This window comes from Sphingorhabdus sp. YGSMI21, assembly GCF_002776575.1.
In the GTDB taxonomy this organism is placed as follows: Bacteria; Pseudomonadota; Alphaproteobacteria; order Sphingomonadales; family Sphingomonadaceae; genus Parasphingorhabdus.
Genome location: NZ_CP022548.1, coordinates 2,559,331 through 2,583,369, shown reverse-complemented (window position 1 = coordinate 2,583,369; position 24,039 = coordinate 2,559,331). Strand labels below are relative to the sequence as shown.

General features: G+C 58.3%; 24 protein-coding genes. 14 read left to right on the top strand and 10 right to left on the bottom strand.

Annotated features, from left to right (window positions below):
* Window positions 1-21: 21 nt before the first annotated feature.
* Complete coding sequence (locus CHN51_RS12505; protein WP_100095620.1) at window positions 22-627, bottom strand: DUF6445 family protein; 606 nt, start codon at window positions 625-627, stop codon at window positions 22-24.
* A 304-nt stretch (window positions 628-931) separates the two neighbouring features.
* Window positions 932-1,450: a winged helix DNA-binding protein gene (locus tag CHN51_RS12500; protein ID WP_164089164.1), complete on the bottom strand. Its 519-nt coding sequence runs from the start codon at window positions 1,448-1,450 to the stop codon at window positions 932-934.
* Between the two features lie 304 nt (window positions 1,451-1,754).
* Between CHN51_RS12500 and CHN51_RS12495 the strand changes: the two genes are divergently transcribed.
* The 3 genes from CHN51_RS12495 to CHN51_RS12485 are packed head-to-tail and all read left to right on the top strand — an operon-like array spanning window position 1,755 to window position 5,886.
* Window positions 1,755-2,984, top strand: a complete 1,230-nt coding sequence (locus CHN51_RS12495) for a cytochrome P450 (protein WP_100094311.1) — start codon at window positions 1,755-1,757, stop codon at window positions 2,982-2,984.
* Between the two features lie 57 nt (window positions 2,985-3,041).
* Window positions 3,042-5,453 (top strand): TonB-dependent receptor, encoded by a 2,412-nt coding sequence (locus CHN51_RS12490; RefSeq protein WP_164089162.1) that lies wholly within the window; start codon window positions 3,042-3,044, stop codon window positions 5,451-5,453.
* 37 nt (window positions 5,454-5,490) lie between these two features.
* Window positions 5,491-5,886 (top strand): nuclear transport factor 2 family protein, encoded by a 396-nt coding sequence (locus CHN51_RS12485; protein WP_100094309.1) that lies wholly within the window; start codon window positions 5,491-5,493, stop codon window positions 5,884-5,886.
* Between the two features lie 353 nt (window positions 5,887-6,239).
* Here the strand turns inward: CHN51_RS12485 and CHN51_RS12480 are convergent, their stop codons facing one another.
* The gene (locus CHN51_RS12480) at window positions 6,240-6,956 is read right to left on the bottom strand and encodes an autoinducer binding domain-containing protein (protein WP_100094308.1); all 717 of its coding nucleotides are present in this window, start codon (window positions 6,954-6,956) and stop codon (window positions 6,240-6,242) included.
* Window positions 6,957-7,233: 277 nt separating this feature from the next.
* Between CHN51_RS12480 and CHN51_RS12475 the strand changes: the two genes are divergently transcribed.
* Window positions 7,234-7,638, top strand: a complete 405-nt coding sequence (locus tag CHN51_RS12475; protein ID WP_100094307.1) for a hypothetical protein — start codon at window positions 7,234-7,236, stop codon at window positions 7,636-7,638.
* Between the two features lie 125 nt (window positions 7,639-7,763).
* Here the strand turns inward: CHN51_RS12475 and dnaJ are convergent, their stop codons facing one another.
* Together dnaJ and dnaK are read right to left on the bottom strand one after the other, a co-directional pair.
* Complete coding sequence (gene dnaJ, locus CHN51_RS12470) at window positions 7,764-8,918, bottom strand: molecular chaperone DnaJ (protein WP_100094306.1); 1,155 nt, start codon at window positions 8,916-8,918, stop codon at window positions 7,764-7,766.
* Window positions 8,919-9,023: 105 nt separating this feature from the next.
* Window positions 9,024-10,967, bottom strand: coding sequence for a molecular chaperone DnaK (dnaK, locus tag CHN51_RS12465; RefSeq protein ID WP_100094305.1), 1,944 nt, complete (start codon window positions 10,965-10,967; stop codon window positions 9,024-9,026).
* Window positions 10,968-11,160: 193 nt separating this feature from the next.
* Here dnaK and CHN51_RS12460 point away from each other — a divergent pair, with 193 nt between their 5' ends.
* On the top strand, window positions 11,161-11,613 hold the full coding sequence (locus tag CHN51_RS12460; RefSeq protein ID WP_100094304.1) for a copper chaperone PCu(A)C: 453 nt from the start codon (window positions 11,161-11,163) through the stop codon (window positions 11,611-11,613).
* A gap of 9 nt (window positions 11,614-11,622) precedes the next feature.
* Window positions 11,623-12,072: a vgr related protein gene (locus CHN51_RS12455; protein ID WP_100094303.1), complete on the top strand. Its 450-nt coding sequence runs from the start codon at window positions 11,623-11,625 to the stop codon at window positions 12,070-12,072.
* 80 nt (window positions 12,073-12,152) lie between these two features.
* On the opposite strand, the gene CHN51_RS12450 is transcribed toward CHN51_RS12455, so the two are convergent.
* The gene (locus CHN51_RS12450) at window positions 12,153-12,833 is read right to left on the bottom strand and encodes an OmpW family outer membrane protein (RefSeq protein ID WP_100094302.1); all 681 of its coding nucleotides are present in this window, start codon (window positions 12,831-12,833) and stop codon (window positions 12,153-12,155) included.
* Between the two features lie 281 nt (window positions 12,834-13,114).
* Between CHN51_RS12450 and CHN51_RS19790 the strand changes: the two genes are divergently transcribed.
* Complete coding sequence (locus CHN51_RS19790) at window positions 13,115-14,167, top strand: hypothetical protein (protein WP_164089159.1); 1,053 nt, start codon at window positions 13,115-13,117, stop codon at window positions 14,165-14,167.
* A 10-nt stretch (window positions 14,168-14,177) separates the two neighbouring features.
* Here CHN51_RS19790 and CHN51_RS12440 read toward each other — a convergent pair whose 3' ends face one another.
* Together CHN51_RS12440 and CHN51_RS12435 are read right to left on the bottom strand one after the other, a co-directional pair.
* The gene (locus CHN51_RS12440) at window positions 14,178-15,584 is read right to left on the bottom strand and encodes an MATE family efflux transporter (RefSeq protein WP_100094300.1); all 1,407 of its coding nucleotides are present in this window, start codon (window positions 15,582-15,584) and stop codon (window positions 14,178-14,180) included.
* Between the two features lie 69 nt (window positions 15,585-15,653).
* On the bottom strand, window positions 15,654-15,944 hold the full coding sequence (locus CHN51_RS12435) for a YMGG-like glycine zipper-containing protein (RefSeq protein WP_173203174.1): 291 nt from the start codon (window positions 15,942-15,944) through the stop codon (window positions 15,654-15,656).
* Window positions 15,945-15,977: 33 nt separating this feature from the next.
* Here CHN51_RS12435 and CHN51_RS12430 point away from each other — a divergent pair, with 33 nt between their 5' ends.
* The 4 genes from CHN51_RS12430 to CHN51_RS12415 all read left to right on the top strand — a co-directional run bounded on the left by CHN51_RS12430 (window position 15,978) and on the right by CHN51_RS12415 (window position 19,261).
* A complete protein-coding gene (locus CHN51_RS12430) occupies window positions 15,978-16,166 on the top strand; it encodes a hypothetical protein (protein WP_100094299.1) in 189 nt (62 codons plus the stop codon).
* Window positions 16,163-17,323, top strand: a complete 1,161-nt coding sequence (locus tag CHN51_RS12425) for an indoleamine 2,3-dioxygenase (protein ID WP_100094298.1) — start codon at window positions 16,163-16,165, stop codon at window positions 17,321-17,323. The genes CHN51_RS12430 and CHN51_RS12425 overlap by 4 nt, the downstream gene beginning before the upstream one ends.
* A 97-nt stretch (window positions 17,324-17,420) precedes the next feature.
* On the top strand, window positions 17,421-18,776 hold the full coding sequence (locus tag CHN51_RS12420; protein ID WP_100094297.1) for a GntP family permease: 1,356 nt from the start codon (window positions 17,421-17,423) through the stop codon (window positions 18,774-18,776).
* Window positions 18,776-19,261, top strand: a complete 486-nt coding sequence (locus tag CHN51_RS12415; protein WP_100094296.1) for a GNAT family N-acetyltransferase — start codon at window positions 18,776-18,778, stop codon at window positions 19,259-19,261. The genes CHN51_RS12420 and CHN51_RS12415 overlap by 1 nt, the downstream gene beginning before the upstream one ends.
* 93 nt (window positions 19,262-19,354) lie before the next feature.
* Here CHN51_RS12415 and CHN51_RS12410 read toward each other — a convergent pair whose 3' ends face one another.
* On the bottom strand, window positions 19,355-19,972 hold the full coding sequence (locus CHN51_RS12410) for a PadR family transcriptional regulator (protein WP_240616718.1): 618 nt from the start codon (window positions 19,970-19,972) through the stop codon (window positions 19,355-19,357).
* Window positions 19,973-20,198: 226 nt separating this feature from the next.
* Here CHN51_RS12410 and CHN51_RS12405 point away from each other — a divergent pair, with 226 nt between their 5' ends.
* Window positions 20,199-21,326 carry a serine hydrolase domain-containing protein gene (locus CHN51_RS12405; protein ID WP_206169895.1) on the top strand — a complete coding sequence of 376 codons (1,128 nt, stop codon included), beginning with the start codon at window positions 20,199-20,201 and terminating at the stop codon, window positions 21,324-21,326.
* 91 nt (window positions 21,327-21,417) lie between these two features.
* Window positions 21,418-22,206, top strand: coding sequence for an SDR family oxidoreductase (locus CHN51_RS12400; RefSeq protein ID WP_100094293.1), 789 nt, complete (start codon window positions 21,418-21,420; stop codon window positions 22,204-22,206).
* Window positions 22,207-22,219: 13 nt separating this feature from the next.
* Here CHN51_RS12400 and CHN51_RS12395 read toward each other — a convergent pair whose 3' ends face one another.
* On the bottom strand, window positions 22,220-23,422 hold the full coding sequence (locus CHN51_RS12395) for a PQQ-dependent sugar dehydrogenase (RefSeq protein ID WP_123906314.1): 1,203 nt from the start codon (window positions 23,420-23,422) through the stop codon (window positions 22,220-22,222).
* A 119-nt stretch (window positions 23,423-23,541) separates the two neighbouring features.
* Here CHN51_RS12395 and CHN51_RS12390 point away from each other — a divergent pair, with 119 nt between their 5' ends.
* Window positions 23,542-23,991: a hypothetical protein gene (locus CHN51_RS12390; protein WP_100094291.1), complete on the top strand. Its 450-nt coding sequence runs from the start codon at window positions 23,542-23,544 to the stop codon at window positions 23,989-23,991.
* Window positions 23,992-24,039: the final 48 nt, after the last annotated feature.

Sequence of the window (24,039 nt, the reverse complement as noted above, 5' to 3'; positions counted from 1 at the left end):
ACCATTGATAGGCAGCCACCGCTATCCCTTGGCAAAGAACATAAGGTTGACCAGCCGCCCGTCCTGCGGCGTCTTGCCAAAGGCCATGCCACTATTGTGAAACATCCACGGGCTGAACAGGATCAGCCGGTTGAAGCGCATCGGCACGGTCATCACCTTCGTCCATTTCGCCGGATGGTTGGTATCCCTGTTCACCACATCCTCGATCAGCATATTTATATCGGAATAGCCGGCTTTCATGATCCCCGGCATATCGGTCGGCAGCCGTTCCAGCCCGGTACGCTTGTGGCGGAAAAACTCGGTCCCGCCCTTGCAATGTTCGGGCAGCGACAAATAGAGAATGCCGGAATAGAAAGCAGGGTCGATATGCACGCCGCTGCGGCCCTTGTCGCCCTTCAGCGTCACCCGGCAATGCAGATGGCTGGTATTGGGAGCGGCCTTGACCGGCGCGTTGATGATCCCGGAAATCCGTTCATTGAGTCCTTGTATTTCCAATGGTCTGGTCGAGATATGGCCCGGATAATTGCCCTGCTTGTTTTCAGGATCATAGTCGAGCGCCAATGCAGCATCGCGCGCCGCCAGCGGATCGGCGATGAAATCGTCCAGCACAATCAGCGAAGGCAGCATCAGAAAAAACTCCGGTAAGTTCGAAGGACAATCATTGCGGCGCACCCGCGAATATGGATTGGCCACCACTGTTCATATTGGGCGGGGCCAGTCTGATGAACTTTACAAAGTTTACAGTGTCAAAGAAAAGGAAAAACACTTTGGCACCCGCATCAAAAAACCCGACCAACCTGTTGGCAAACGAAGGGAAATATCGGCAAGGCTGACGTTCAGACATAATGCCCCCCTATCATGATCGCCCTGCTGTAGGACATCAATTTATCGCGCGCCATGCCGGCCGCTACGAGGGCCAGACCTATCGAAATCAGGGTTTCCGGCCGGCCAGCCCGCTTTCCACGATAGCGCCAACCCGGCTCATGAATTCCATTCCAATGGCGATCTCGTCATCGGTCAGTTCGTCCGAGATCAACCCGATGAAAGCCTCTGTCCGGTTGATCATTTCATTCACGGTTGCCTGTCCCTTTTTCGTCAGGCGAATGATCTTTTCCCGGGCCGATGCTTTGCTTTCCTTGATCGAAATCAGATTGAGATCCTTGTCCGCCATTGCGCGCAGGACCTTTGAAATAGCCGGACTCCCCAGTTCGTACCACTCGCCGATCAGTCGCTCGATGGTCTTGCGATGGATCGTGTGTCCGCCCTCGCCCTTGGAATGGATGATCCACAGGATCACGGTCTGGTGACGGGTCAGGTCCGGCCCGCTCAGATGTTTTTCGACGGCCATGCCGACCGAATAATGAAACGGGTAGAATAGCTTGAGAAAGTTTTTCGGGGCAGTTTCCCGCTTGATCGGATAGTCTATGCCGAAATCAGACTGCTGCTTCACTCGATGCTCCATCGTTGGGATATTCGTCAGGTTTTCCTGATGACGAATCAAGTAGAGGGATGAACCAATATCCAGCCAAAGTCTAATCTTCCAGCATTATTGGCAATATCGCACCTGCCCGACGATTGATCGACATACCGGACACCAAGGCAATAATCTGATATTCCTTGTTATATATCAGTATTTTACCCTTAAACCCACCCCGCAATCCTGAGACCGGTTGACAAAATCCTTTTCCGATTCATATTATGTCTCACGGACACTATGTCCTATAGACATAATAAATTTCAGGGATTGAGGATAGATGAAAACCGCATTTGGCGTCGACCAGTTGAGCCGTCCGGACGTGATCCGGAATCCCTATCCATATTATGATCTGCTGCGCGACCAATCGCCGCTCTTCGGTTATCGCGATTTTCCTCCCGGCACGATGCCAGGAGTGGACGAACCCAAACCATCCTGGGTGGTGCTGAACTTTGATGATGTCGCCGCCGTTGCCTGGGACCATGACAGCTTTTCCTCGCGCGACAGCTTGCAGGAGGAATCTTCCGCGCCTTCCCTGATGCTGGTCAATCACGACCGGCCGGAACATACGCGGTTGCGCAAGATTGCCAGCAAGGTTTTCCAGCCTGCATCCATCAAATCGCTGGCACCGGCGGTAGACGCGCTGGTCAGCAAAAGCATGGATGATTTCTTCGTCACCGATCAGCCCGTGGACGTTATGAGCGACTATTGTGCCATGCTGCCGAGCAGAGTGATGGCCTTTCTGTTCGGTATGCCGGATGAAATGGACCGGGATGTGCGCAACTGGGCGACCGCCTTCATGCTGTCGGCCAACATCAGCCCGCAGGAACGGCAGGCCTATAATGAAGAAGCCATGGCCTTTTTCGCGCAGCATGTCCGGGACCATATGGACCGGATTGCGAAAGGCGAGGAGACGCCTGGCCCCCTGCTCAACGCCTTCATTCGCACCGAGGTGGACGGCGACCGCCTGTCCTTCGACGAAATCGTCCGTTTCTGCATGACGGCCACTGTGGCCGGGGCAGAGACGACCTCTTTCTACCTCGGCAATCTGATCGCCGTATTCGCCGACTTCGACGAGATCTGGCAGGGCTTCGTCGAGGACGCGTCCCAGTTCGACGCGATCTACAAGGAGACCCTGCGTTTTCACGGCCCGCCACAGCGCCTTTTCCGGGTCGCCACCCGCGACATCACCATAGGCAAGGCCGACATCAAGCGCGGCGACTGGGTCGCCTGTTTTTTCGGTGCCGCCAATTATGACCCCGAGGCTTTTCCGGAGCCCTATGAGTTCCGGCTGAACCGCAAGAATGCCAATCGCCATATGAGCTTCGGCTACGGCATCCACCGCTGTCTCGGCGCGCCACTGGCGCAGCTGGAAGCAGAGTCCACCGCACGGATGCTGAGAGAACGTTACAGCCAGGTCGAACGCGCGGGCGAAGCGGTCTGGCAGGATGTCAGCCTGCTCAACCACGGCCTGCACAGCAACCCGGTAATATTTCGCGCACGGGAATAGAGGCACAGAATTTTCAAAAACAAAGGTGAACAGAAACACCGCATGAGGGAGGAAAATATGAACATTCGAAACAACAGGAAAGCGGTGCTCGCAACAGCCAGCCTGCTCGCCATGACGACCGTATCAACGCCGCTTTACGCCCAGCAGGATGCGAGCGATGAAGCGCGGGACGGAGGTGGTGATGTCATCATCGTGACCGCCAATCGCCGCGACCAGTCGCTTCAGGATGTGCCCTTGTCGATTACGGCTTTCGGGGGCGATGAACTGGAAAACCGGTCGATCACCTCCATTGAGCAAGTCGGCGCGATCGCGCCCGGCGTCCAGATTTCGACCTATCAGGGGGATACGTCGATCTTCATCCGGGGTATCGGGACACCGTCGATCATCGCCGGTACCGACAGTTCGACTGCGACCTATGTCGACGGCGTCTATATCAGCCGGCCCGCCGCCATCGGCCCGCAATTTTTCGATATCGAACGTATCGAGGTTCTGCGCGGACCGCAGGGCACGCTTTACGGTCGCAACGCCACCGGCGGGGCCGTCAATATTGTCACCAACCGGCCGACCGACGTCCTGGAAGGTAATCTCCAGCTGACGGCCGGAAATTATGACCGCTTCCGCCTGGCCGGCGCACTGAGCGGGCCGCTGGGCGACAGCGTCCGCGCCCGTCTTGCGTTTCAATGGGAAGATCGCGGTGGCTATGCGACGGTCACCCGGCCCGACGACAGCACCGAAAGGGTCGAGGACAAGGAAGATTATGCGATCCGGCTGACGGTGGAGGCGGACCTCTCCCCCGACGCGACCCTGACCCTGAATGGCGACTATTATCGCGCAAATGACAAGGCCAACGCCTATTTCTACGCCAGCGCGGGCTATGGCGACGAGATACCGGACTGGTACAACAGCCGGGAAGGCGCGCAGACCCTGGCCTATTTCGCCATGAAAAATGCGGGCCGTGTCTCCGAAGCCGGATCCCGGGATATTTTTGCCGACACGGACTATTTCAACAAGGTCGAAAACTGGGGTCTCGGCGCGACGCTGGACTGGGATATCGCCGACTATAATCTGAAGGTCATCGGCAGCTACCGGGACACCAACCCGATTTCCCAAAACGAGTTCGATTTGTCGGATGCTTATGTCAATTATGTCGGGCGCGAAGAGGATCACTGGCAATGGAGCGGCGAAGTGCAGCTGAGCTCGCCCGTCGACGAGCCTTTCTCCTGGATCGCGGGCGCCTATTATTTCGAAGAATCCAATGTGATCGACAATGACATATTCGGCAATTTCTGGGAGCCCATTCTCATCCAGGGGCTGACCGATCTGCAGAACGCCGGGGTCATTCCCACCTTCCCCATTGTTTTCCCGGATTCCGACCTGTGCTGCGAATTGCATCTGAGCGGAGAGCAGGACACCAAGGCCTGGGCGGCCTATCTCGACACGCAATGGAATGTCTCGGACCAGCTCACCGTCCGGCTCGGCGGGCGCTATAGCGAGGAGACGCGCAACGGCCGGCAGAATTTCGATCTCGTGATGCTCCCCGATATGCGCGTCGGCCCCAATGTGGCCCTGTTCCCGAACGCGGTGTCGGAAGATCCGGACACGCTGCAACCCGATCCGTTCGGCTTCAATATCGGCCCGGTGAACGGACCATCGACCTTCCGCGCCTTCACCCCCAAGCTGGGTATCGACTTCAAGCCGAATGACGATGTGCTGCTTTATGCGTCGATCCAGCGCGGCTTCAAAAGCGGCGGCTATAATATCGGCAGCAGCCAGCGCGATCCGTTCGAGCCGGAAAAAATCTGGTCCTATGAAATCGGCGCGCGAACCGAATTGCTCGACCGGGCGCTGATGCTCAATACCTCGGCATTCTGGTATGACTACACCAATTTGCAGGCGCAGGACAGCGTCGGTAACCAGCCGCTGATCCGCAATGTCGGCAAGGCCCGCGTGCGCGGTTTCGAAGTCGAGACCGTGGCCCGCCCGACCGATTTCTTCCGGCTGGAAGGCGCGCTGACCTATGTCGATGCGCAGTTTACCGAAGGCACGCTGACCGAAAGCCTGCGGCCGGCCCCGCTATCGCAGCCGGCCGGTTCGTTGCAGACCGATCTCGACGGCCTGCGGTTGCCGCGCGCGCCGCGCTGGAAGTTCAGCCTTGCCGGCCAGATCGAGCAGCCGGTGGGCGACAGCGGCACCGTCACCGCGCGCGCCGAATATCACTGGCAGAGCAAGATCTACTTCACCGTCTTCAATATCGAAGCGGCATCGCAGGACAGCTATGGCCTGCTCCGCGCCAGCCTGGGCTTCACCAGTGCGGACGACAAATGGGGCATCCGGCTGTTCGGAGACAATCTGACGGGCAAGACCTATTTCACCAACCAGATCCTGACCGGCGGCTTTTACGGCGCGGAATTTGTCGGGCCGCTTGGAGCCCCGCGCACCTATGGCGTCGACATGCGGTTCAACTTCTGAGCCGCACCGGCATCCCCTTATCCAGTGGAGAATTTCTATGATCGCCCCGATTGATGTAACCAAGAATGTCTTTGCCGCCTTTGGCGCGGCCGATGTCGACAGCATCGTCAAATGGCTGCACCCCGATGTCCGGATCGAATTTTACGGCCCGGAAGTCATTCCCTATGCCGGCAATTATGACGGGCTCGGGGAGGCGCGCGGCTTTTTCGAAACGGTGCTGTCCTCCGTCGACATCCACCAGTTCGATCCGGAAGAATTTATCTGCGAGGGCGACAAGGTCGTCGTCACCGGCCATTTGCGCCTGACCGCCCGGTCCACCGGCAGGGATATCGAGTCCGACTTCGTCCATGTCATCACCGTGGCAGACGAAAAATGGCTGCTGTTCCGCGATTTCATGAATACTGTGGAAGCGGCAACCGCTTTTTCCTCCTGACGGAAACCGGGCTGCAAGACAACGGAGAGCCGCTCCGGATTGCGGCCCGGCAATTAATTTTGGTGCCTGGGGTTAATCCTCCCTGGCTCTCGCCGTTCTTAGGTCAGATTGATGATTGAGCTGAATATTCCCAATCGGTTGGCCCATTTCCCACCCAGGCCAATCTAGAGCGGTGAAGATGCCGGCCAGTGTACATCAATTCAGCGGGTCAGGTTGGCTGGTCCCTTCCTGACCCGCTTACTCTCCCTCACAACATGCAAAGCCCACGGGCGCCCCCGTCCCGGATGGACGTGGCTCCCGCATCGACGGCCTCCGGAGCCCCGCTTCCGGATGCAAGCGGTCGCAGCCGGAGATTACATCAATTTGATAAGGGAATTACTCAGTCCGACGATCACGGCGGATATGCGGTCGTTGACCTGCAGCTTTTTGAACAGGCGCCGGATATAGGAGTCCACCGTCGCCTGCGAGATATCCAGGATGATCGCCATGTCCGAATTGGATTTGCCACGGGATATCCAGTATAATACCTGGCTTTCCCGTTCGGACAGCGGCGGTTCGTCCTCGCCGCTCTGGTTGATGATGGCACATATCCGCCGATGGCAGGATTGGGCGATACCGACCAGCGGCGCGATGATCGCCTCGTCATCCACCGTCATGTGCCGGCCGAAATTCATCGAGAAATAGGAATTCCTGCTGTTTGGCCCGAACAGTGGCGCGGAAATGCCGTCCTTGAATCCCAGTTCCCTCGCTCTATCCAGAAACCCCTGATGCTTGTCATTGAGCTTCTGGTCGGCGACGGCCTGCTGCCAGGTCATCGCGTGACCAATGGCCATGACATGATCCGGAATAGGATCGGTTTCCATGAACGCCGGGTCCAGATAAGTGGAGACGATCTCTTCGGGATAACCGAAATGATATACGGATGCGCGTTTCGACACCTGCGAGTAAAATGGCGGAGTGATGTGATAGGACAAGGCCTTCACGCCTTTGGCCATCAACTGATGAGACAATTCATTCAGTTGCGAGGAGACTGAAAATCCCTCCCTGAGCGGGCTGTAATTATAAACCATAGGCTTACCACATATTTCCAGCCGGATTGATTTCCAGAGATAGCCACCAGACCGGACGACGGGTCCGGAAAAACAATTCGGCCATGCATTTATAAATGCTGCGTCATGATTGCATAGGACAAAAAAGCCATAGCTCCGGAAATCTCGCAAAAGCCCCGGAACTACTGGCTTTCAGGCGCCTTTTATATGCGTCACGCAGCAACGTGACGTGCGTGGATGATGAAGAACCGGTAAGAAGATATTCAAATGCCATATTTAATGAAAAAGAACACAAAACATGCTTTCTGAAATCGAACGGATTTTTCCGACTAATTGTAACAACGTGAAAATCGATATTGCGGCAATAGTGCTGGCTAGAAAAAATCGTAGCGCTTTGTTCAACGAACAATATTTCACCAACAAGTTCTGGGATATAATATTGTTGTTATACAGCCACGAGATCAACGATCTTCCCATAGATTCCAGCGCGATCGCCAAGCAGCTCGAGATGAGCCGGACGTCGGTTTTGCGCTATCTGACAGCGTTGGTGAATGACGACATCGTCTGCGCCTATGACCTGAAAGAAGAAGATTGTTTCGATCTCGCGCGCGATAATCTGTCGCTTACCCGGCGCGGATTTGAAAATGCGGGAATCATCGTCGAGCAGACCCGCAAGATTTTCTCCACAATACCCGCGATATAGGCGGCGTCCCGTTCGGGCGAAGCATTTCGCCAAGATGGGGGCGGAAGCCTGGCCGGGACGATTTCCCGGCCGGCTCACTGAACGCGCGCATGGTCGGCCGCCCGGAGCCGCGCCTCTGGCCAACGCTATTCGGTCAAATCTTCCCAGGCATCTTTCAATTTACCGAAAAATCCGGTTGAATTCGGCGTTTCGTCGCCGGTTTCGGTCGCCTGGAACTCGCGCAATATCTGCCGCTGTTGCTTGGACAATCTGGTCGGCGTCTCGACTTCGATCTGGACAACCATATCGCCATGGCCACGCCCGCGCAGCACCGGCATTCCGGCTCCGCGCTGGTGGATCTGCTTGCCGCTCTGGATACCGGCCGGGATCCGGATGGCATGTTTTTCGCCGTCCAGGCCGGGAATGGTGATTTCGCCGCCCAAAGCCGCCAGCGTGAAACTGATCGGCGCGCGGGTAAAAAGGGTCGTGCCTTCCCGCTCGAAAATATTGTGCCGGATCAAATGGATGAAAATATAGAGATCACCCGGAGGCGCGCCACGGGCGCCCGCTTCGCCCTTGCCGGAGAGCCGGATTCGCGTGCCGGTATCGACACCGGCGGGAATATCCACTTCAAGCGTCTGCGGCTTGTCGACCCTGCCCTCGCCATAGCAGATGTGACACGGACTTTCGATAACCTCGCCGCGCCCCTGGCAACTGGCGCAGGTCCGTTCAACGACAAAAAATCCCTGCTGGGCCCGGACCTTGCCGTGACCGTGACAGGTTCCGCACCGCTGGACGCCGGTACCCGGCTCCGCTCCGGAACCGTCGCATTCGTCGCAGCTTACCGAGACATCAATCTCTATTTCGGTATGCTTGCCATGATAGGCGTCTTCCAGCGTGATTTCCATATCATAGCGCAGGTCGGCACCGCGCGCCGGGCCGCGCTGCTGTTGCTGGCCGCCGAAACCGCCGCCGCCACCGCCACCGAAAATCGTCTCGAAAATATCGCCGATATCGTTGAAGGCCGCTCCGCCAAAGCCGCCACCACCGCCGGCATTATTGCCGCCGCCGTTGGTAAAGGCTTCATGCCCGTACCGGTCATAGGCCGCCCGCTTTTGCGGATCTTTCAGAACATCATAAGCTTCGCTGATCGACTTGAACTTGGCTTCCGCTGCCGCGTCGCCGGGATTCTTGTCGGGATGCCATTGCATCGCCAGCTTGCGATAGGATGACTTAAGCGTCGCGCCATCGCAATCACGCGAAACGTTTAGCTGCTGATAATAATCGATTTCGGATGCCATACTCATGCTTCCCCCAAAGCGGAAGGACCGTCGCACCCCGGCAAGCCGAAACCGCCGGACCTAGATCCGGCGGTTCCATCTTGCACGGGAACGACGTCCCGGTCTTTACTCAGCCGCCTTGGCGTCATCTTTCTTGTCGTCGTCAGAGTCGTCGACTTCCGAGAATTCGGCATCGACCACATCATCATCGGCCTTGGCCGCCGCATCTGCGGCAGCAGCATCACCGGCGTCACCGCCAGCAGCCTGCTCGGCTTCATAGATTTTCTGACCCATTTGCATGGAAACCTGTGCCAGCGCTTCGGATTTCGCCGTCATCGCGTCGGGATCGCCACCTTCGATGGCTTCCTTGGTTTCCTTCAGTGCAGCTTCGATCTGGCCTTTCAGATCGGCATCGATCTTGTCGCCATGCTCTTCGAGCTGCTTCTCTGTGGTGTGGACAAGGCTTTCGGCATTATTCTTGGCTTCCGCCTCGGCACGCCGTTTCTTGTCTTCTTCCGCAAATTTCTCGGCATCCTGAACCATCTGGTCGATATCGCTATCGCTCAGACCACCGGAAGCCTGGATCTTGATCTGCTGTTCCTTGCCCGTGCCCTTGTCTTTCGCAGACACGTTGACGATGCCGTTGGCATCGATGTCGAAAGTCACGTCGATCTGCGGCACACCGCGCGGTGCTGGCGGAATGCCGACCAGGTCAAACTGGCCGAGCATCTTGTTGTCCGCCGCCATTTCACGCTCGCCCTGGAACACGCGGATCGTCACGGCCTGCTGATTGTCATCAGCGGTCGAGTAGACCTGCGATTTTTTCGTCGGGATCGTCGTGTTGCGGTCGATCATGCGGGTAAAGACACCGCCGAGGGTTTCGATACCCAGCGACAGAGGCGTCACGTCGAGCAGAAGGACGTCTTTGACGTCGCCCTGCAGAACGCCAGCCTGAATGGCCGCGCCCATGGCGACAACTTCATCCGGGTTGACGCCGACATGGGGTTCCTTGCCAAAGAATTTCTGCACGGTTTCGCGCACCAGCGGCATGCGGGTCATCCCACCAACCATCACGACATCGTCGATCTCGCTGGCTTCGACGCCGGCATCTTTCAGAGCCTTCTTGCATGGTTCAAGCGTGCGCTTGACCAGATCGCCAACCAGCTTTTCGAGATCGGAGCGGCTGATCGACTTGACCAGATGCTTCGGTCCGTTCTGGTCCGCGGTGATGAACGGCAGGTTGACTTCGGTCGTCTGCGCGCTGGAAAGCTCGATCTTCGCTTTTTCGGCAGCTTCCTTGAGGCGCTGCAGCGCGAGCTTGTCCTTGGTCAGGTCAATGCTTTCGGCTTTCTTGAAGTCAGCGGCGAGAAACTCGACCAGCTTGGCATCAAAATCTTCACCGCCGAGGAACGTGTCGCCGTTGGTGGATTTCACTTCAAATACGCCGTCGCCGATTTCGAGGATCGAAATATCGAACGTACCGCCACCCAAGTCATACACAGCAATGGTCTTGCCGTCATTCTTGTCGAGGCCATAAGCCAGCGCCGCAGCGGTCGGCTCGTTGATGATACGCAGCACTTCAAGGCCCGCAATCTTGCCGGCGTCCTTGGTTGCCTGACGCTGGGCGTCGTTGAAATAGGCCGGAACGGTAATGACCGCCTGGGTCACCGTTTCACCGAGATAGCCTTCGGCTGTCTCTTTCATCTTCTGCAGCGTGTAGGCAGAAATCTGCGACGGGCTGTAATCTTCGCCGCCCGCTTTCACCCATGCGTCACCGTTGCTGCCCTTGACGATTTCGTAAGGGACCAGTTCCATGTCTTTCTTCGTCATCGGATCATCGAACCGGCGGCCGATCAGGCGCTTCACCGCAAAGATCGTGCTTTCCGGATTGGTGACAGCCTGACGCTTTGCCGGCTGGCCGATCAGGCGCTCGCCATCCTTGGTGAATGCAACGACGGACGGTGTGGTCCGCGCGCCTTCCGAATTTTCGATAACCTTCGGCTTGCCGCCGTCCATAACGGCAACACAGCTATTGGTGGTGCCCAGATCAATTCCGATAACTTTACCCATAAATCCCTCAATCAATTTTCTAACATTAGCAAAATTGCCGCCCGGCCCTGTTCAAGTGGCACCGCGTACGGCTTCGTCAAGCGATATAGGTGGCATTTTCCTTGGCACAAGACATGAGTCCTCCTACATTTGAAAAATCAACGGAAAACACCCATATCGGGACAGAATTACAACGGTTTAACGAGGTGTCACAATGAACAAGCTCTCTATCATGCTCGCAGCATCCGCATCATTATTACTCGCTTCCTGCGGCCAGGGAGATATTCTTTATGCCGACAAGGCGGTGGTCAACCTGTCCCCTGTGGAAGGCAATCCGTCAGCTGGCTATATGGATCTGCACGGGGGCCGTGTCGATGTGGAACTGGTCGGCGTGACCTCCGATGATGTGCTGCGCCTGGAGATGCACGAGACGACCGAGGAAAATGGCATGATGAGCATGGAAAAGCTCACATCCATTCCCGTCCCGGCGGGCAAAACGGTCAAGCTGGAACCCGGCGGCAAGCATCTGATGATCTGGGGCGTGGGTGAAGGCTCGAAAAAGCGCGGCCTGCTGACCATGACCCTGATCTACTCCAACGATGACCGCATCGAGATCGATGCCGTGGTCAGGAAAGTCGGTGATCCCGCTCCGGTGACCGAAGAATAAGTCGTCGCGGTGACAGGCCGTGCGCTGACCCGATCCGAAGTCAATTTGTGCCTGTCGGTGTTCGGACAAGCGATCAACTATGACAGGGTAAGGGTCTTCAACCGCAAATGGTGGCTGTTCCAGAACCCAAGGGTAACGATGGCGCCGGACGGCAATCTCTGGTTTCATCCGAAAAGCAATCTGTTCTGCGATGATTTCTGCGGGTCATCGCAGAATATCCAGGCCTTGTTCATCCACGAAATGGTGCATGTCTGGCAACATCAGCAGGGCGTATTCCTGCCCTTGGCGCGACATCCGTTCTGCCGCTATGATTATGAACTGCGGCCAGGCAAGCCCTTCGCTGACTATGGCATCGAGCAGCAGGCTGAAATCGTCAGCCACTTTTTTCTGCTCAAGTCTGGAGCGCGTTTGAAAAACGGCTATCGCCTGGCCGATTATCAGGGGCTGCTGCCCTTTTAGCCCATCATGCACCTGATAATGCAGATGGCCGGAAAGCAGAGCTTCCCGGCCATCCCCGTCCCGATTGACCTGACCGACATTCAGAAACGATAGGCCAGGCCGGCGCTGATCACCCACGGGTCAATCCGGTGGCGGGTCCTCAGAACTTCGGTGTCGCCGGCATACCAGCGCGCCGTTGTATTGACGAAATAGCGTTTGGCATCGACGCTGAGGCCCAGCCCCCTGTCGTTGAGCGGCAGATCAAAGCCGGCCTGCAGGGCAAAACCGATCTTGTCATTCATCTTCTGACGCGTTGCGCCCAGCGCTTTGGCGGTGTCGCCGGCTTTTTCATCAATGAAGATGAAATAGGTCGGACCGGCGCCGACATAGGGTTTGAACCCGCTACCGTCGCCGAAATGATATTTCGCGGTCAGCGTCGCCGGGATTATATTGGCGTTCGACACCAGTCCCGCGCCATCGACAGGTCCGGTCCCGGTCACATCATGCTGGGTGACGCAGCAGATGGTTTCCAATGAAATATTGGGCGTGAAGAAATATTCGGCGGCGATCGTGGGAACGAAATTGTCATCGGCCTTGGTCTGTGTGCCGGCGGGCAGCCCGATATCGTCCAGTTCGACCGAGGTTATCTTTCCGTCCGGGGCAACCAGCGTGGCCAAGGCCTTGATCTGGATTTTGCCGTCGCTTGATCCCGCCATTGCCGTTCCGCTCAGGCCGAAGGCAAGTACCGTGGCGGCCACCGCCCGTTTCAGTAAATTTTTCATGTCATTCCGTTCCTGTCTGGTTTCTGACCGAGGCCATTAACGGGGCGGAAAAACGGCCGACATACGCAATTGTCCTGATGCGGAAAGGAGCACTCGGTTCCGACCTGATTTCGCTGGAACAGCGCGGGCAGCAGGACTCCGGCTCTCCTTTGTTTTCCTGACTGAGCCAGCGCTACCGGCTACTACTCGCGCGCGTACTCGAAAGAAGAAATTCGGTATCATCGGAAAATATGATAGGTTCCGGACGGGACGCTATTACTGGCTATAGGGGGAATCAAATAATGAGAGTGAAAAATCGCAGCAATTCTTTAGTTATTTTGCTTGTTTCGTTAAGTATCACCGGATGCACCACAGTAGGCGAAACACTGGGTAGCAAGGCGCGAATCAATCCCAATATGGTTGCTTCCTATGACCGGGACGATGACGGAACATGGAAAGACGCGTGCGGACTTGTCTATGGCGATACCACGAGCTGGAAAGGCGCGATAAACCTCTCCTGTTTCAAATTCCCGATGGATAAGGAGCCGGCATATCAAGTCGCGGCGGGTTATATATTGCCCCAAAAAATGCCTGTCATGTTCCAGAGCAACGGCCTGTATGCGCCTGCCCCCAAGCCGGTGGCAAAACCGGCCCCGCCTCCTGCCAAGCCCCCGAAGGTGGCTGTACCAGCCGCTCCTGTCGCGGCCACGACGGTGCAAGCGAAGGACGTCCATACCTATTACAGAAACCGCCTGGAGGATGTGCTCATCAAGCGTTCCCAGGATATCTGCACGATAGAGAAAGGACGAATTTTTGCCAATGAGGCGACCACCAACGCCGGCCTGGGCATCATGACCACCGGACTTTCCACGATATCGTCGATCGTCACGGGCGATCTGGCGAAATCGATCCTGTCGGGAGGCGCTGCCTTTACCAGCAGTAGCCGCGACCATCTCAACGCCAATATCTGGAAAAACCAGCTGACGACGGCGATAACCAATGCGATCGACGTGAAGAGAGCCGAAATTCTGGGAAAAATGTCCGGGAACAGGGCCAAAAGCATCTACGAATATAATGTGGACGAGATGATACGCACGGTGAATGAATATCATCAGGCCTGCTCGTTCGGCACCGGGCTGCAATCGCTCATGACAGCTTCTGCCAATCAGGAGCGCTTCACGATGATGAACGAGAATTATCAGCTGCAGGCAAAGATCAACAGCCTGTCGACCAGCATCGAAATCTTGCGAGCAGCAAAGGCGGATGCGACAACGATCGCGCCTTTGGAGGCGAGATTGGGAGAATTGATCCTGCAGGCTGCGGAAACACCGGAGTCCACGGCTCCTGCCAGCTAGGTTCGACCGCTTATTCCTTCGCATTGAGGAACGGCAGCAATCCCAGTCTTTCGCGCATTATCCAGCGGGCCAGCATCAGTAGCGCGACCACGCTCAGTCCGCCGGCGAGACCGGTCCAGATGCCGACCCCCTGCCAGCCCTGCCAAAAGGCCAGGCCGGCACCGAGACCGATGCCGATGAACCAGTAACCCATCAGGGCGAACAGCATCGGCATCGTCGTGTCGTGCAGGCCGCGCAGCATGCCCGCTCCGACGACCTGGGCACCGTCGACGATCTGGAAAATCGCGGCAATCGCCAGGAAGCTCACGGCGAGCGCCGCAACCTCGGCATTGCCCGGAGCGCTCACGTCGATGAATATCGAGATCAGGAAATCGGGGGCCAGAACGAATATCAGGGCCATAGCCGCCATGAAGGAAGTGCCGAGGACAAAACTGACCCAGCCCGCGCGCGTGACCCCGGCACGGTTTTTCCGGCCATATTGGATCCCGACACGCACCGTCGCGGCCTGCCCCAGCCCCATGGGGACCATGAAGGTCAAGCCGGCGAGTTGCAGAGCGATGGCGTGGGCGGCTACGGATTCTGCGCTGATTAGCCCCATCAGCAGCGCGGCGACGCCGAAGACCGAGCCTTCCAGCCCCATGGTAATGGCGATTGGCAAACCGAGCTTCCACATAGCGCGAAAGCGCGGCCAGTCGCTGCGCCAGAAACGGCCAAACAGGTGATAGCGGCGGAAACGCTTGTGCAGCAGGACGACCAGCACCATGCCGCCGAACATCAACATATTGGTCAGCACGCTGCCGATCCCGGCACCGACGACGCCGAATTCGGGAAGCCCGAACTTGCCGAAAATCAGCGCATAGTTGAACAGGGCATTGGACAATACACCGACAACGCTGATGACAAGCGCCCAGACCGGCTGTTCCAGTGCTGAAATGAAATTGCGCAATATGATGAAGAAGAGAAATGGCAGGATCGACCACATATAGGCGCTGATATAGGTGCCGGCGATGGCGGCAAGATCAGGCTGCTGGCCGAACAGAAGCAGCAGGCTTTCGGTGTTCCAGAGCAGGATCCAGAAGGGAATGAGCACCGCCACTGCAGCCCACAGGGCCTGGCGGAAGGTCCGGCGCACATCGCGGACGCTGTGCTGCATACGGCCGATTTCGGTCGCCATCATCGGCGCCGAGGCGGTGATCAGACCCATGCAGAAGATCGCAGCAGTCATCGCGAGGTTGAAGCCGAGCGTTGCCGCAGCCAGTTCGCGGGCCCCGAGCCAGCCGAGCATCAGCACATCGGTGGCGCCAATCAGGGCCATGGTCAGGTTCGAAAGGATCAGCGGCCATGCAAGCGCCAGCGTGACGCGCAGTTCATGCCGCCAGGGGTGTTGCTCTCGCAGGCCAGGAAACGCGCCGGTCATAGGCGCGCGTTAGCCCAAGGCGCGGTAGCAGGCCAGTGAAACCGCGCCCCGGCTCAAAAGTTGGTGATTCTATCTCGGATCCCGCGGATAGCCACGCTTGCCATAGCAGTCATCGTCCAGACGGCCGTTGCGGTCATAACCGTCGCAGCCATCATCCTTGTCGATGAAATAGCCGCCGGCTGCACCGGCAGCAGCGCCGATAGCAGCGCCTTCCAGCACGTCACCACCGGTAAGAGCACCAATCGCGGCGCCCGCTGCGGCACCGGCTCCGGCTCCTTCAGCCGCATAATTCTGCGCGCATGCGGTCAGGCTGAACGCCGCAGTCGCAGCGATCGCCAATTGTCTTGCCCATATCATCATTTTGACACTCCTCGAAAATTGTTCGGTCAGCCAATGAACACGCTGGCCCGGCAATGGTTCCTGAACGGGGGAAATTTGCAGGCCAGAACGCTTTCCACATGCGACCGGTTGCGTCTCCCGATGGTCGTGAAAATCGGTTTGCCCCGTTTGATTTCATTTGATACCATCACGCTCATTGAGCAAGCGGCCCAACCCGCGCTTGCGCCAATGGTGACCTTATGAAATTGTCCGATTATGATATGTCCGCTTCCCGCGGATTTCTCTCGCATTTCGAAATTGTCGATATTGACCTTCCCGATATTTTTGTCCCGATCGTGCAGGCGGCGAAGAATCTCTCCGGCCTGATGACCACCGGCAGGGTGCGACACTGGCTGGAACAATTACCGGTGCTGGACCTCGACGACTGGGCGGCCAACGCGCCCGAAGAACAGGTCCGGGTCGCGATGGTCCGCTATTCTTTCCTCGTGCAGGCTTATGTCTGGGGCGAGAGCGACCCGCCGACCGCCCTGCCCGCCAATCTCGCCCGGCCGATGGTGGCCGTTGCCGACCGGCTCGATCAGGCGCCGTTGCTGCCCTATAGCGGCTATGTGCTCGACAATTGGGCGCGGCTGGACCGGCAAGGCTCGATCACGCTCGACAATGTCTATATGGTGCAGAATTTCTGCGGCGGAGCGGATGAAAACTGGTTCGTCCTGATCCATGTCGCGATCGAGGCAGCGGCCGGTCCGCTTCTCGGCCTCGCCTGCGATCTGGTCGAAGCCGCCCGTGCAGAAGACACCGCTAGAGCGACGGCATTGCTTGAGGAAATGGACAGCCACTGGGACGCGGTAAACGCGATCTTCGACCGGATGCCGGACCGCTGTGATCCCTATATCTATTATCAGCGTGTGCGGCCCTATATCCACGGCTGGGCGAACAATCCGGCGCTGCCCGACGGCCTGATCTACGAAGGGGTCGAGAAATATCAGAGCAAGGGCCAGTCGTTTCGCGGCCAGACCGGATCACAAAGCTCGATCGTGCCCAGCATGGACGCCTTGTTCCAGGTGCAGCACGGCAATGACCCTCTGCGCAGTTTTCTCGACGAACTGCACGCCTATCGGCCTGTCCAGCACCGCCGCTTCATCGAGGACTTGCGTGAACACTCCAGATTACGGGATTTTGCCATCGCCAGCGGCGATGCGGCGCTCAGAAAGGCTTTCAACGCCAGCGTCGAGCAGGTTGCGCGGTTCCGCACACGCCATCTGGAATATGCGGCCAGCTATATCAACAAGCAGGCGTCAAACGGCAAAGGCAATGATACCGAGGTCGGCACAGGCGGCACGCCGTTTATGAAATATCTGAAGAAACACCGCGACGAGAACCGGGCGCAATTGATCTGATAAGGGCGGCGCCCGTCCATTAAAGATGGTGGTTTTAGCAGTTGCACCCGGAGCTTGCCCTCTGCCATGAGGCAGCGGTCAAGTTTCGGGGGACAATATGCTATCGACAATCGGTCTAATCGGCGGACTGGCGCTGCTCATCTGGATGACGGTGCGGGGAGTGAATATCCTGATCGCCGGGCCGGTTGCCGCCGCACTTGTCGCGCTCACCAGCGGCATTGCCTGGCTGCCACCGCTGGCCGCTGCAGGCGCTCCTGATTTCGCGACGGCCTATATGGACGGCTTCGTCGGCTTCTTTAAAAGCTGGTTCTTCATGTTCCTGCTCGGCGCGATATTCGGCGAGATCATGGGGGCCAGCGGCGCGGCCGCCAGCGTCGCCCATTGGGTGATCGAGAAGATCGGGATCAGACATGCCGTGCTCGCGGTGGTCGCCGCCTGCGCGATCCTCACCTATGGCGGGGTCAGCGTGTTCATCGTGTCGTTCAGCGTCTATTCGCTCGCTGTGCATCTGTTTCGCGAGGCGGATTTGCCCCGGCGCTTCATCCCGGCAGCGCTGGCCTTCGGGTCGGTCACCTTCACCATGACCAGCGCCGGCAGCCCGGAAATCCAGAATCTGATCCCGATGGAATATCTCGGCACCACCGCTTATGCCGGCTGGCAGGTCAGTCTGGTGATCGCGCTGTTCATGGCGGTTACCGGGCAATATTGGCTCAACCATATGGTCAAGCGTGCCGTCGCCAGGGGCGAGCATTTTGTCGGCCGCGAAACGGATGACCAGAACAGCGACTATAGCAATCTGCCTGCGCCCCTGCTCTGCATCCTGCCGCTGGTCGCGGTTCTCGCGATCTTTCTGATCTTCCAATATCCGCAGGACATGGGCCCGCTGTCGGCGATCCTGCCGCAGGAATCACTTGATAAATGGGCGCTGGTGGCGGCGCTGGGATCGGGCGCGGTCGTCGCCCTGATCGTCGGTTATCAGAAGCTGAAATCCATGCCGGACGCCTTTTCGCGCGGCGCGACCAGCGCGGTTGTCGCGATCACCAATACCTGCGCCGTGGTTGGATTTGGCTCCGTAGCGAAATTGTCCCCAGCTTTTCAGGAAGCGCTCATTTTGGTGCAAAATATTCCGGGTAGCCCGCTGATCGGCGCGGCCATTGCGGTTACCGTTATCGCCGGTCTCACCGGCTCGGCATCGGGCGGCCAGTCGATCGCCCTACCCCTGATCGCGCCTCATTATATGGATGTCGGTGCGCAGCCGGACGAGCTGCACCGTGTGGTCGCCATTTCCTCCGGCGCGCTCGATAGCCTGCCGCATAATGGCTATGTCGTGACCACGATCCGCGCGGTTTGCGGGGAAACCCACAAGGATGCTTATGGCGCGGTGGGCGCGCTGACTGTTGTGATACCGGTGATCGGGACGATCATGGCGGTGATATTGTTCGGGATATTCTGATGCCCGTAACAACCCGTCGCTACCGCCAGGAAGACCGTCAGGCCTTCATTGATCTCAACCGCGACTGGATCGAGGAATATTTTGTTCTCGAGGACAGCGACCGTCAACAATTGGAAGAATTGGAAGCATCTATTCTCGGCAAGGGCGGGCAGATCATCGTTGCCCTTCTCGACGATATGGTAGTCGGCGCGGGAGCGATCCTACCCCCGCATCATGACCCGCAGGATGGCCGGCAATGGCTGGAAGTCATCAAAATGGCGGCGCAAAAAGATATGCGTGGTCAGGGCATTGGCCGGGCCGTGCTGGACGCGCTGATTGCGGAAGGGACGGCTATGGGGGCGGACGCCATCTGGCTCGAGACCAATGCAGAACTGAAAGCCGCAATCCGTCTTTACGAACGGCGCGGCTTTCAACATTTGTCTGCTGATCATCTGTGGCCCACGCCTTATGCGCGGTGCAATGTCCAGATGGTTCTCGAGCTTTGATCCGTCACCCCAGCGAAGGCTGGGGCCTAAACCGAAGGCTGCGAGACTCACATAGGCGGGTTGGATCCCAGCCTGCGCTGGGATGACAGTAACCTATTTCAACCGCTCGATCTTGCTCGCAGCCTCGTCGATGATCGCGGTGACGTCCAGGATCTTGTCTGATCCCTTTTCTTCTTCGGCGAGCCGGATGCGGATCGCGCTTTTCAGATTGTGCATCGCGCGGCGGACGGACGCGCCATCGCTGGCCTCGCCCATTTTGGATACGCCTTCCAGCCGTTCGAGAATCTCGGCGATCTGCGCCTCGTCCTCGGCCAGACGGGCAGAACCCGCTTCGGTGATCGAGTAGATCTTCTTGCCGTCGCCATCGACCTTTTCGTCGATCAGGTCCATTTCCGCCATCAGGGTCAGCGTCGGATAGACGATCCCCGGACTGGGCGCATAATGGCCGCCGGTCAGCTCCTCGATCTGACGGATCAGATCATAACCGTGCCGCGGTTCTTCGGCGATCAGGTGCAAGGTCAGCAGCTTCAGTTCGCCGCGCCGGAACATCCGGGCGCGCCTTTTGCCCTTGCCGCCTTCGAAGGCGGCCTGGGCGAAAGCCCGGGCGAATTTCTCGCCGGGCGGCCCGCCTCTTCCGCGGCCCCGGCCCCGGCCAGACCCCCGGCCAGATCCACGTCCAGACCCATCGGGGCCTCCGGTTCCAAATTTCATTCCATGTCTCATTTATTAATCTTTCTTTATATCTAAGATGTTCTTAAGATATATCTTATAATGTTCTTTGCAACAGGAAATTGCCGAAAAATGCACAAGCGTCTGAAAATTAGACAGAAAATCCGGGTGATTTCGTGCTCTGCGCTGCGCTGCACCGGCTTTAAAGATACTGGACTCGCGCGCACAAGCTGTTAACCAAGCAGTTAAAATCAGGATGGAGAGAGCAATGACAACCCCGATACATGGCACCTGCGACCCCCGCTTTGCAGCAGTGAAAGCGGCCTTCGCCAATAATTTTAGCGAGCATGACGATCTCGGCGCGTCCGTTGCGATCACCCTGAACGGAGAATTTGTCGTCGACCTGTGGGGCGGCCATCTCGACGAGGCGCGCACCCAGCCATGGCAGGAAGACACGCTGGTCAACGTCTGGTCGAGCACCAAGACGATGGCGGCCATGTCGCTGCTCCTGCTCGCCGACCGCGGCGATGTCGATTTATATGCAAAAGCTGGCAAATATTGGCCGGAATTTGCCCAAAATGGCAAAGAAGACGTCGAAGTCCGGCATTTTCTCTCCCATAGTGCCGGTCTCTCCGGCATGGACGAGAAGATCGAGGGCGACGCATTTTACGACTGGGAGTGGATGACCACCGCTCTCGCCAAACAGAAGCCGTGGTGGGAACCGGGCACGCAGTCGGGCTATCACGCCCTCACCCAGGGCCATCTGATCGGCGAAATCGTCCGCCGCGTAACCGGGCAGACGATCGGCAATTTCTTCCGTCAGGAAATCGCCGAGCCAACCGGCGCGGATTTCCATATTGGCGCGGATGCATCGCTCGACGGCCGCATCACCAATCTGGTGCCGCCGAAGAGCGGCCCTGCCCCCAACCCGGATTCGATCGCCGGGCGAACCTTTGCCAATCCCGGCGTCGACGCCACCGAGCCGAGAAAACGGGCCTGGCGCGAAGCGGAAATTCCGGCGGCCAATGGTCAGGGCAATGCCCGCAGCATCGTCCGCGCCCAGACCGCCATGGCCAATGGCGGCCAGGCCTTCGGCAAGACGATCCTGTCGGAAGCCGGAACGAAGCGGATATTCGACAAACAGACCGAAGGCACCGATCTGGTGCTCGGCCTGCCGCTGACCTTTGGCATGGGCTATGGCCTGAACAACCCGGCCACGCCGATCAGCCCCAATGCCAATACTGCTTTCTGGGGCGGCTATGGCGGATCGTCGGTGATCATCGACCAGGACGCGGGCCTGTGCTTCTCCTATGTCATGAACAAAATGGAATCCGGCCTGCTCGGCGATCCGAGAGGCTTCGGGCTGGCGGCGGCCATGTATATGTCGATGGCCTAGACTGAGGCTGGGCGTTGCCCATAATGGCTAGTCGGCACGGCGCGACGATCCCGCTAGAACAGCCGCTCAAGTTTTCACAATAGAGGCCGATATGGATCTGGGAATTGCGGGCAAAATTGCGCTGGTCAATGGCGGGAGCGCCGGACTGGGGCGCGGGGCGGCTCTGGCACTGGCGAGAGAAAAGACCGAATTATACGTCACCGCGCGCGGCGAGGAGCGGCTGCTGCAAACGTGCGACGAGCTGGCCCGCGAAACCGGCGCCAATATCACGCCGATTGTCGCCGATCACAGCAGCGACGAGGGCCGCGAGGCGATCCTGTCCATCTGCCCCAGTCCGGATATCTTGGTCGCCACCTGCTCGCCTCCCCCCTTCTCCGGCGATTTCCGCACGGTCGGCCGCGCGGAATGGGAGGAGGCCCTGTCGCTGACCCTGCTCAGCCCGGTGGAATTCATCAAGGCAACCATAGACGGCATGGTCGAGCGCAAATGGGGCCGGATCGTCAATATCGCGACCGGCGCGGCCAAATATCCCGCCGCGATGCGCGTGTTGTCGGGGCCACCGCGTGCGGCTCTGGTCAATTATACGGTTGCAGTAGCGAAACAGGTCGCCAAACATGGCGTGACGATCAACAATATCCTCCCCGGCATGCATCACACGGACGGGATCAGGGATATGTTCGACAGCCAGGCCGAGACCAATGGCACCAGCTATGACGAGGAAGTTGCCAAATTCGTCAAACAGGTCCGGATCCCGGTCGGACGCTTCGGCGACGCGGAAGATATGGGCATGTTCGTCGCGATGTTCTGCAGCGAAATGGCGGGTTACGCCACCGGACAGAGTCTGGTGGTCGACGGCGGCATGGGCAATTCTATTTTCTAGCTGAGATGCGCGCCTATTTCGGCCGGACCCGCAAAATCTTGCTGGTCGGCCCGCTCTCGTCTTCGGTCAGCAGATAAAGAAACCCGTCCGGGCCGGCTCTGACATCGCGAAAACGCGTGCCCAGCTCGCCGAACAGTTCCGCCTGTTTTCCGAGTGATCCGTCGGCGTTCATGTCTACATGGCGCACATGTTTGAGCGCCAGCGCCGAAAGGAACAGATCACCCTGCCACTCCGGAAAGGCCGCTCCCGCATATTGCGCAAAGCCGGATGGCGCGATCGATGGCGTGAAATGAACCAGCGACTGTTCGGTGCCGCCGAACGCTTCATAAGGCGAAATCCGGCCACCGGAATAATCCAGCCCGTAAGAGGCCGTCGGCCAGCCATAATTGGCGCCGCGCTTGATCTCGTTGATTTCATCGCCGCCCGCCGGGCCATGTTCATTTTCCAGCACGCGACCGTCCGCCGCGAGAATGACCCCCTGCGGATTGCGGTGACCGTAACTCCAGATTTCCGGCAGCGCGCCCTCTTTCCCGACAAAGGGATTGTCCTGCGGCACCGAACCATCGTCATTCAGCCGGACGATCTTGCCGAAATGATTGTCCAGTTTCTGCGCTTCCTCGCGAAAATGGAAAGCATCACCGACCGGCATCATCAAGGTCCCGCCGGGCAGGAAGATGATCCGCGCGCCATAGTGATTGCCCTGAATCCGGCTCGGCGCGGCAGCGAAAATCTGCTCGCCGTTGCTGATCCGTGGCTGGCCATCGGTCTCGCCATATGCAAATCGCATCAGCGACAGCGTGTTGGTGCCGTCACCCTGATCGGCCGCATAGGAAATATAGAGCAGACCATTTTCGGCAAAAGCGGGGTGCAGTGCCACGTCGAACAGGCCTGCCTGCGCGCCGGCGGCGGTGTGAACCTTGGGATATTCCTCGCCGCTGGCAAAATCATGGACCAGCGTTGCGGTCCCGTCCGGGGCAATATGCTTCAGCTTGCCGGTGCGCTCAGTGACCAGCATGGCCCCGTCGGGCAGAAAGGCGAGCGACCAGGGATGGTCGAGACCCTCAGCCACCGTCTCGATCGTGTAATTGACCGGCCCGGCCTCGACACGGCCAGCGGCTTCGCTGGTCTTCGTGCCGCTCGACGAGGCCCCCTGGTTCGAACAGGCCGCCAGCGCGCCCAATGCGACAACGGAAAGGATGATCTTGAAGTTTCGCATATAAGCCCCCTGTTTGATCGCCCAGTCTATCAAGTTTATCCGGTCTGGCCAGCCTCTCTAATTCAGCTCTTGCCAGTCCCGGCAAAGCCTTTAGGCTGGGCCGCTGACAGGAGAATTTCATGGCGCGCTTTGTTCGTTGGATTTTGGGGCTGATTGCGGCGGCGCTGGCGACCTATGTCGTCGGGACCGCGCTGAATTCTCAAGCGGTCATCGCCATGCACGATATTTCGGTGAGCCTTGGCGACCGCCTGAACATGACGCTGTTCGACCTGTCCAACATGGTCGCCTACCTGGCAATCATCGCCATTGCCTTGCTGCTCGGCTTTCTGATCGCCACCCTGTTGAAACGTTTTCTGCCCAATCTGGCGCGCGTCGCCTACCCGATTGCCGGAGCCGCCGCGATCGCCGTCACGCTGGGCGCCATGTATATGGTGTTCCAGACCATCCCGATCAGCGGCGCACGGTCGACCATGGGTTTCCTGTCGCAAGTGCTCGCAGGTGCTATCGGTGGCTGGGTCTTTGCGCGGATTGCGGTCCAACCCGTCACCCCGGCGAAGGCCGGGGCCTAAACCAAGGGTAGCGAGACTCCCATAAGCGGGCTGGATGCCAGACTTCGC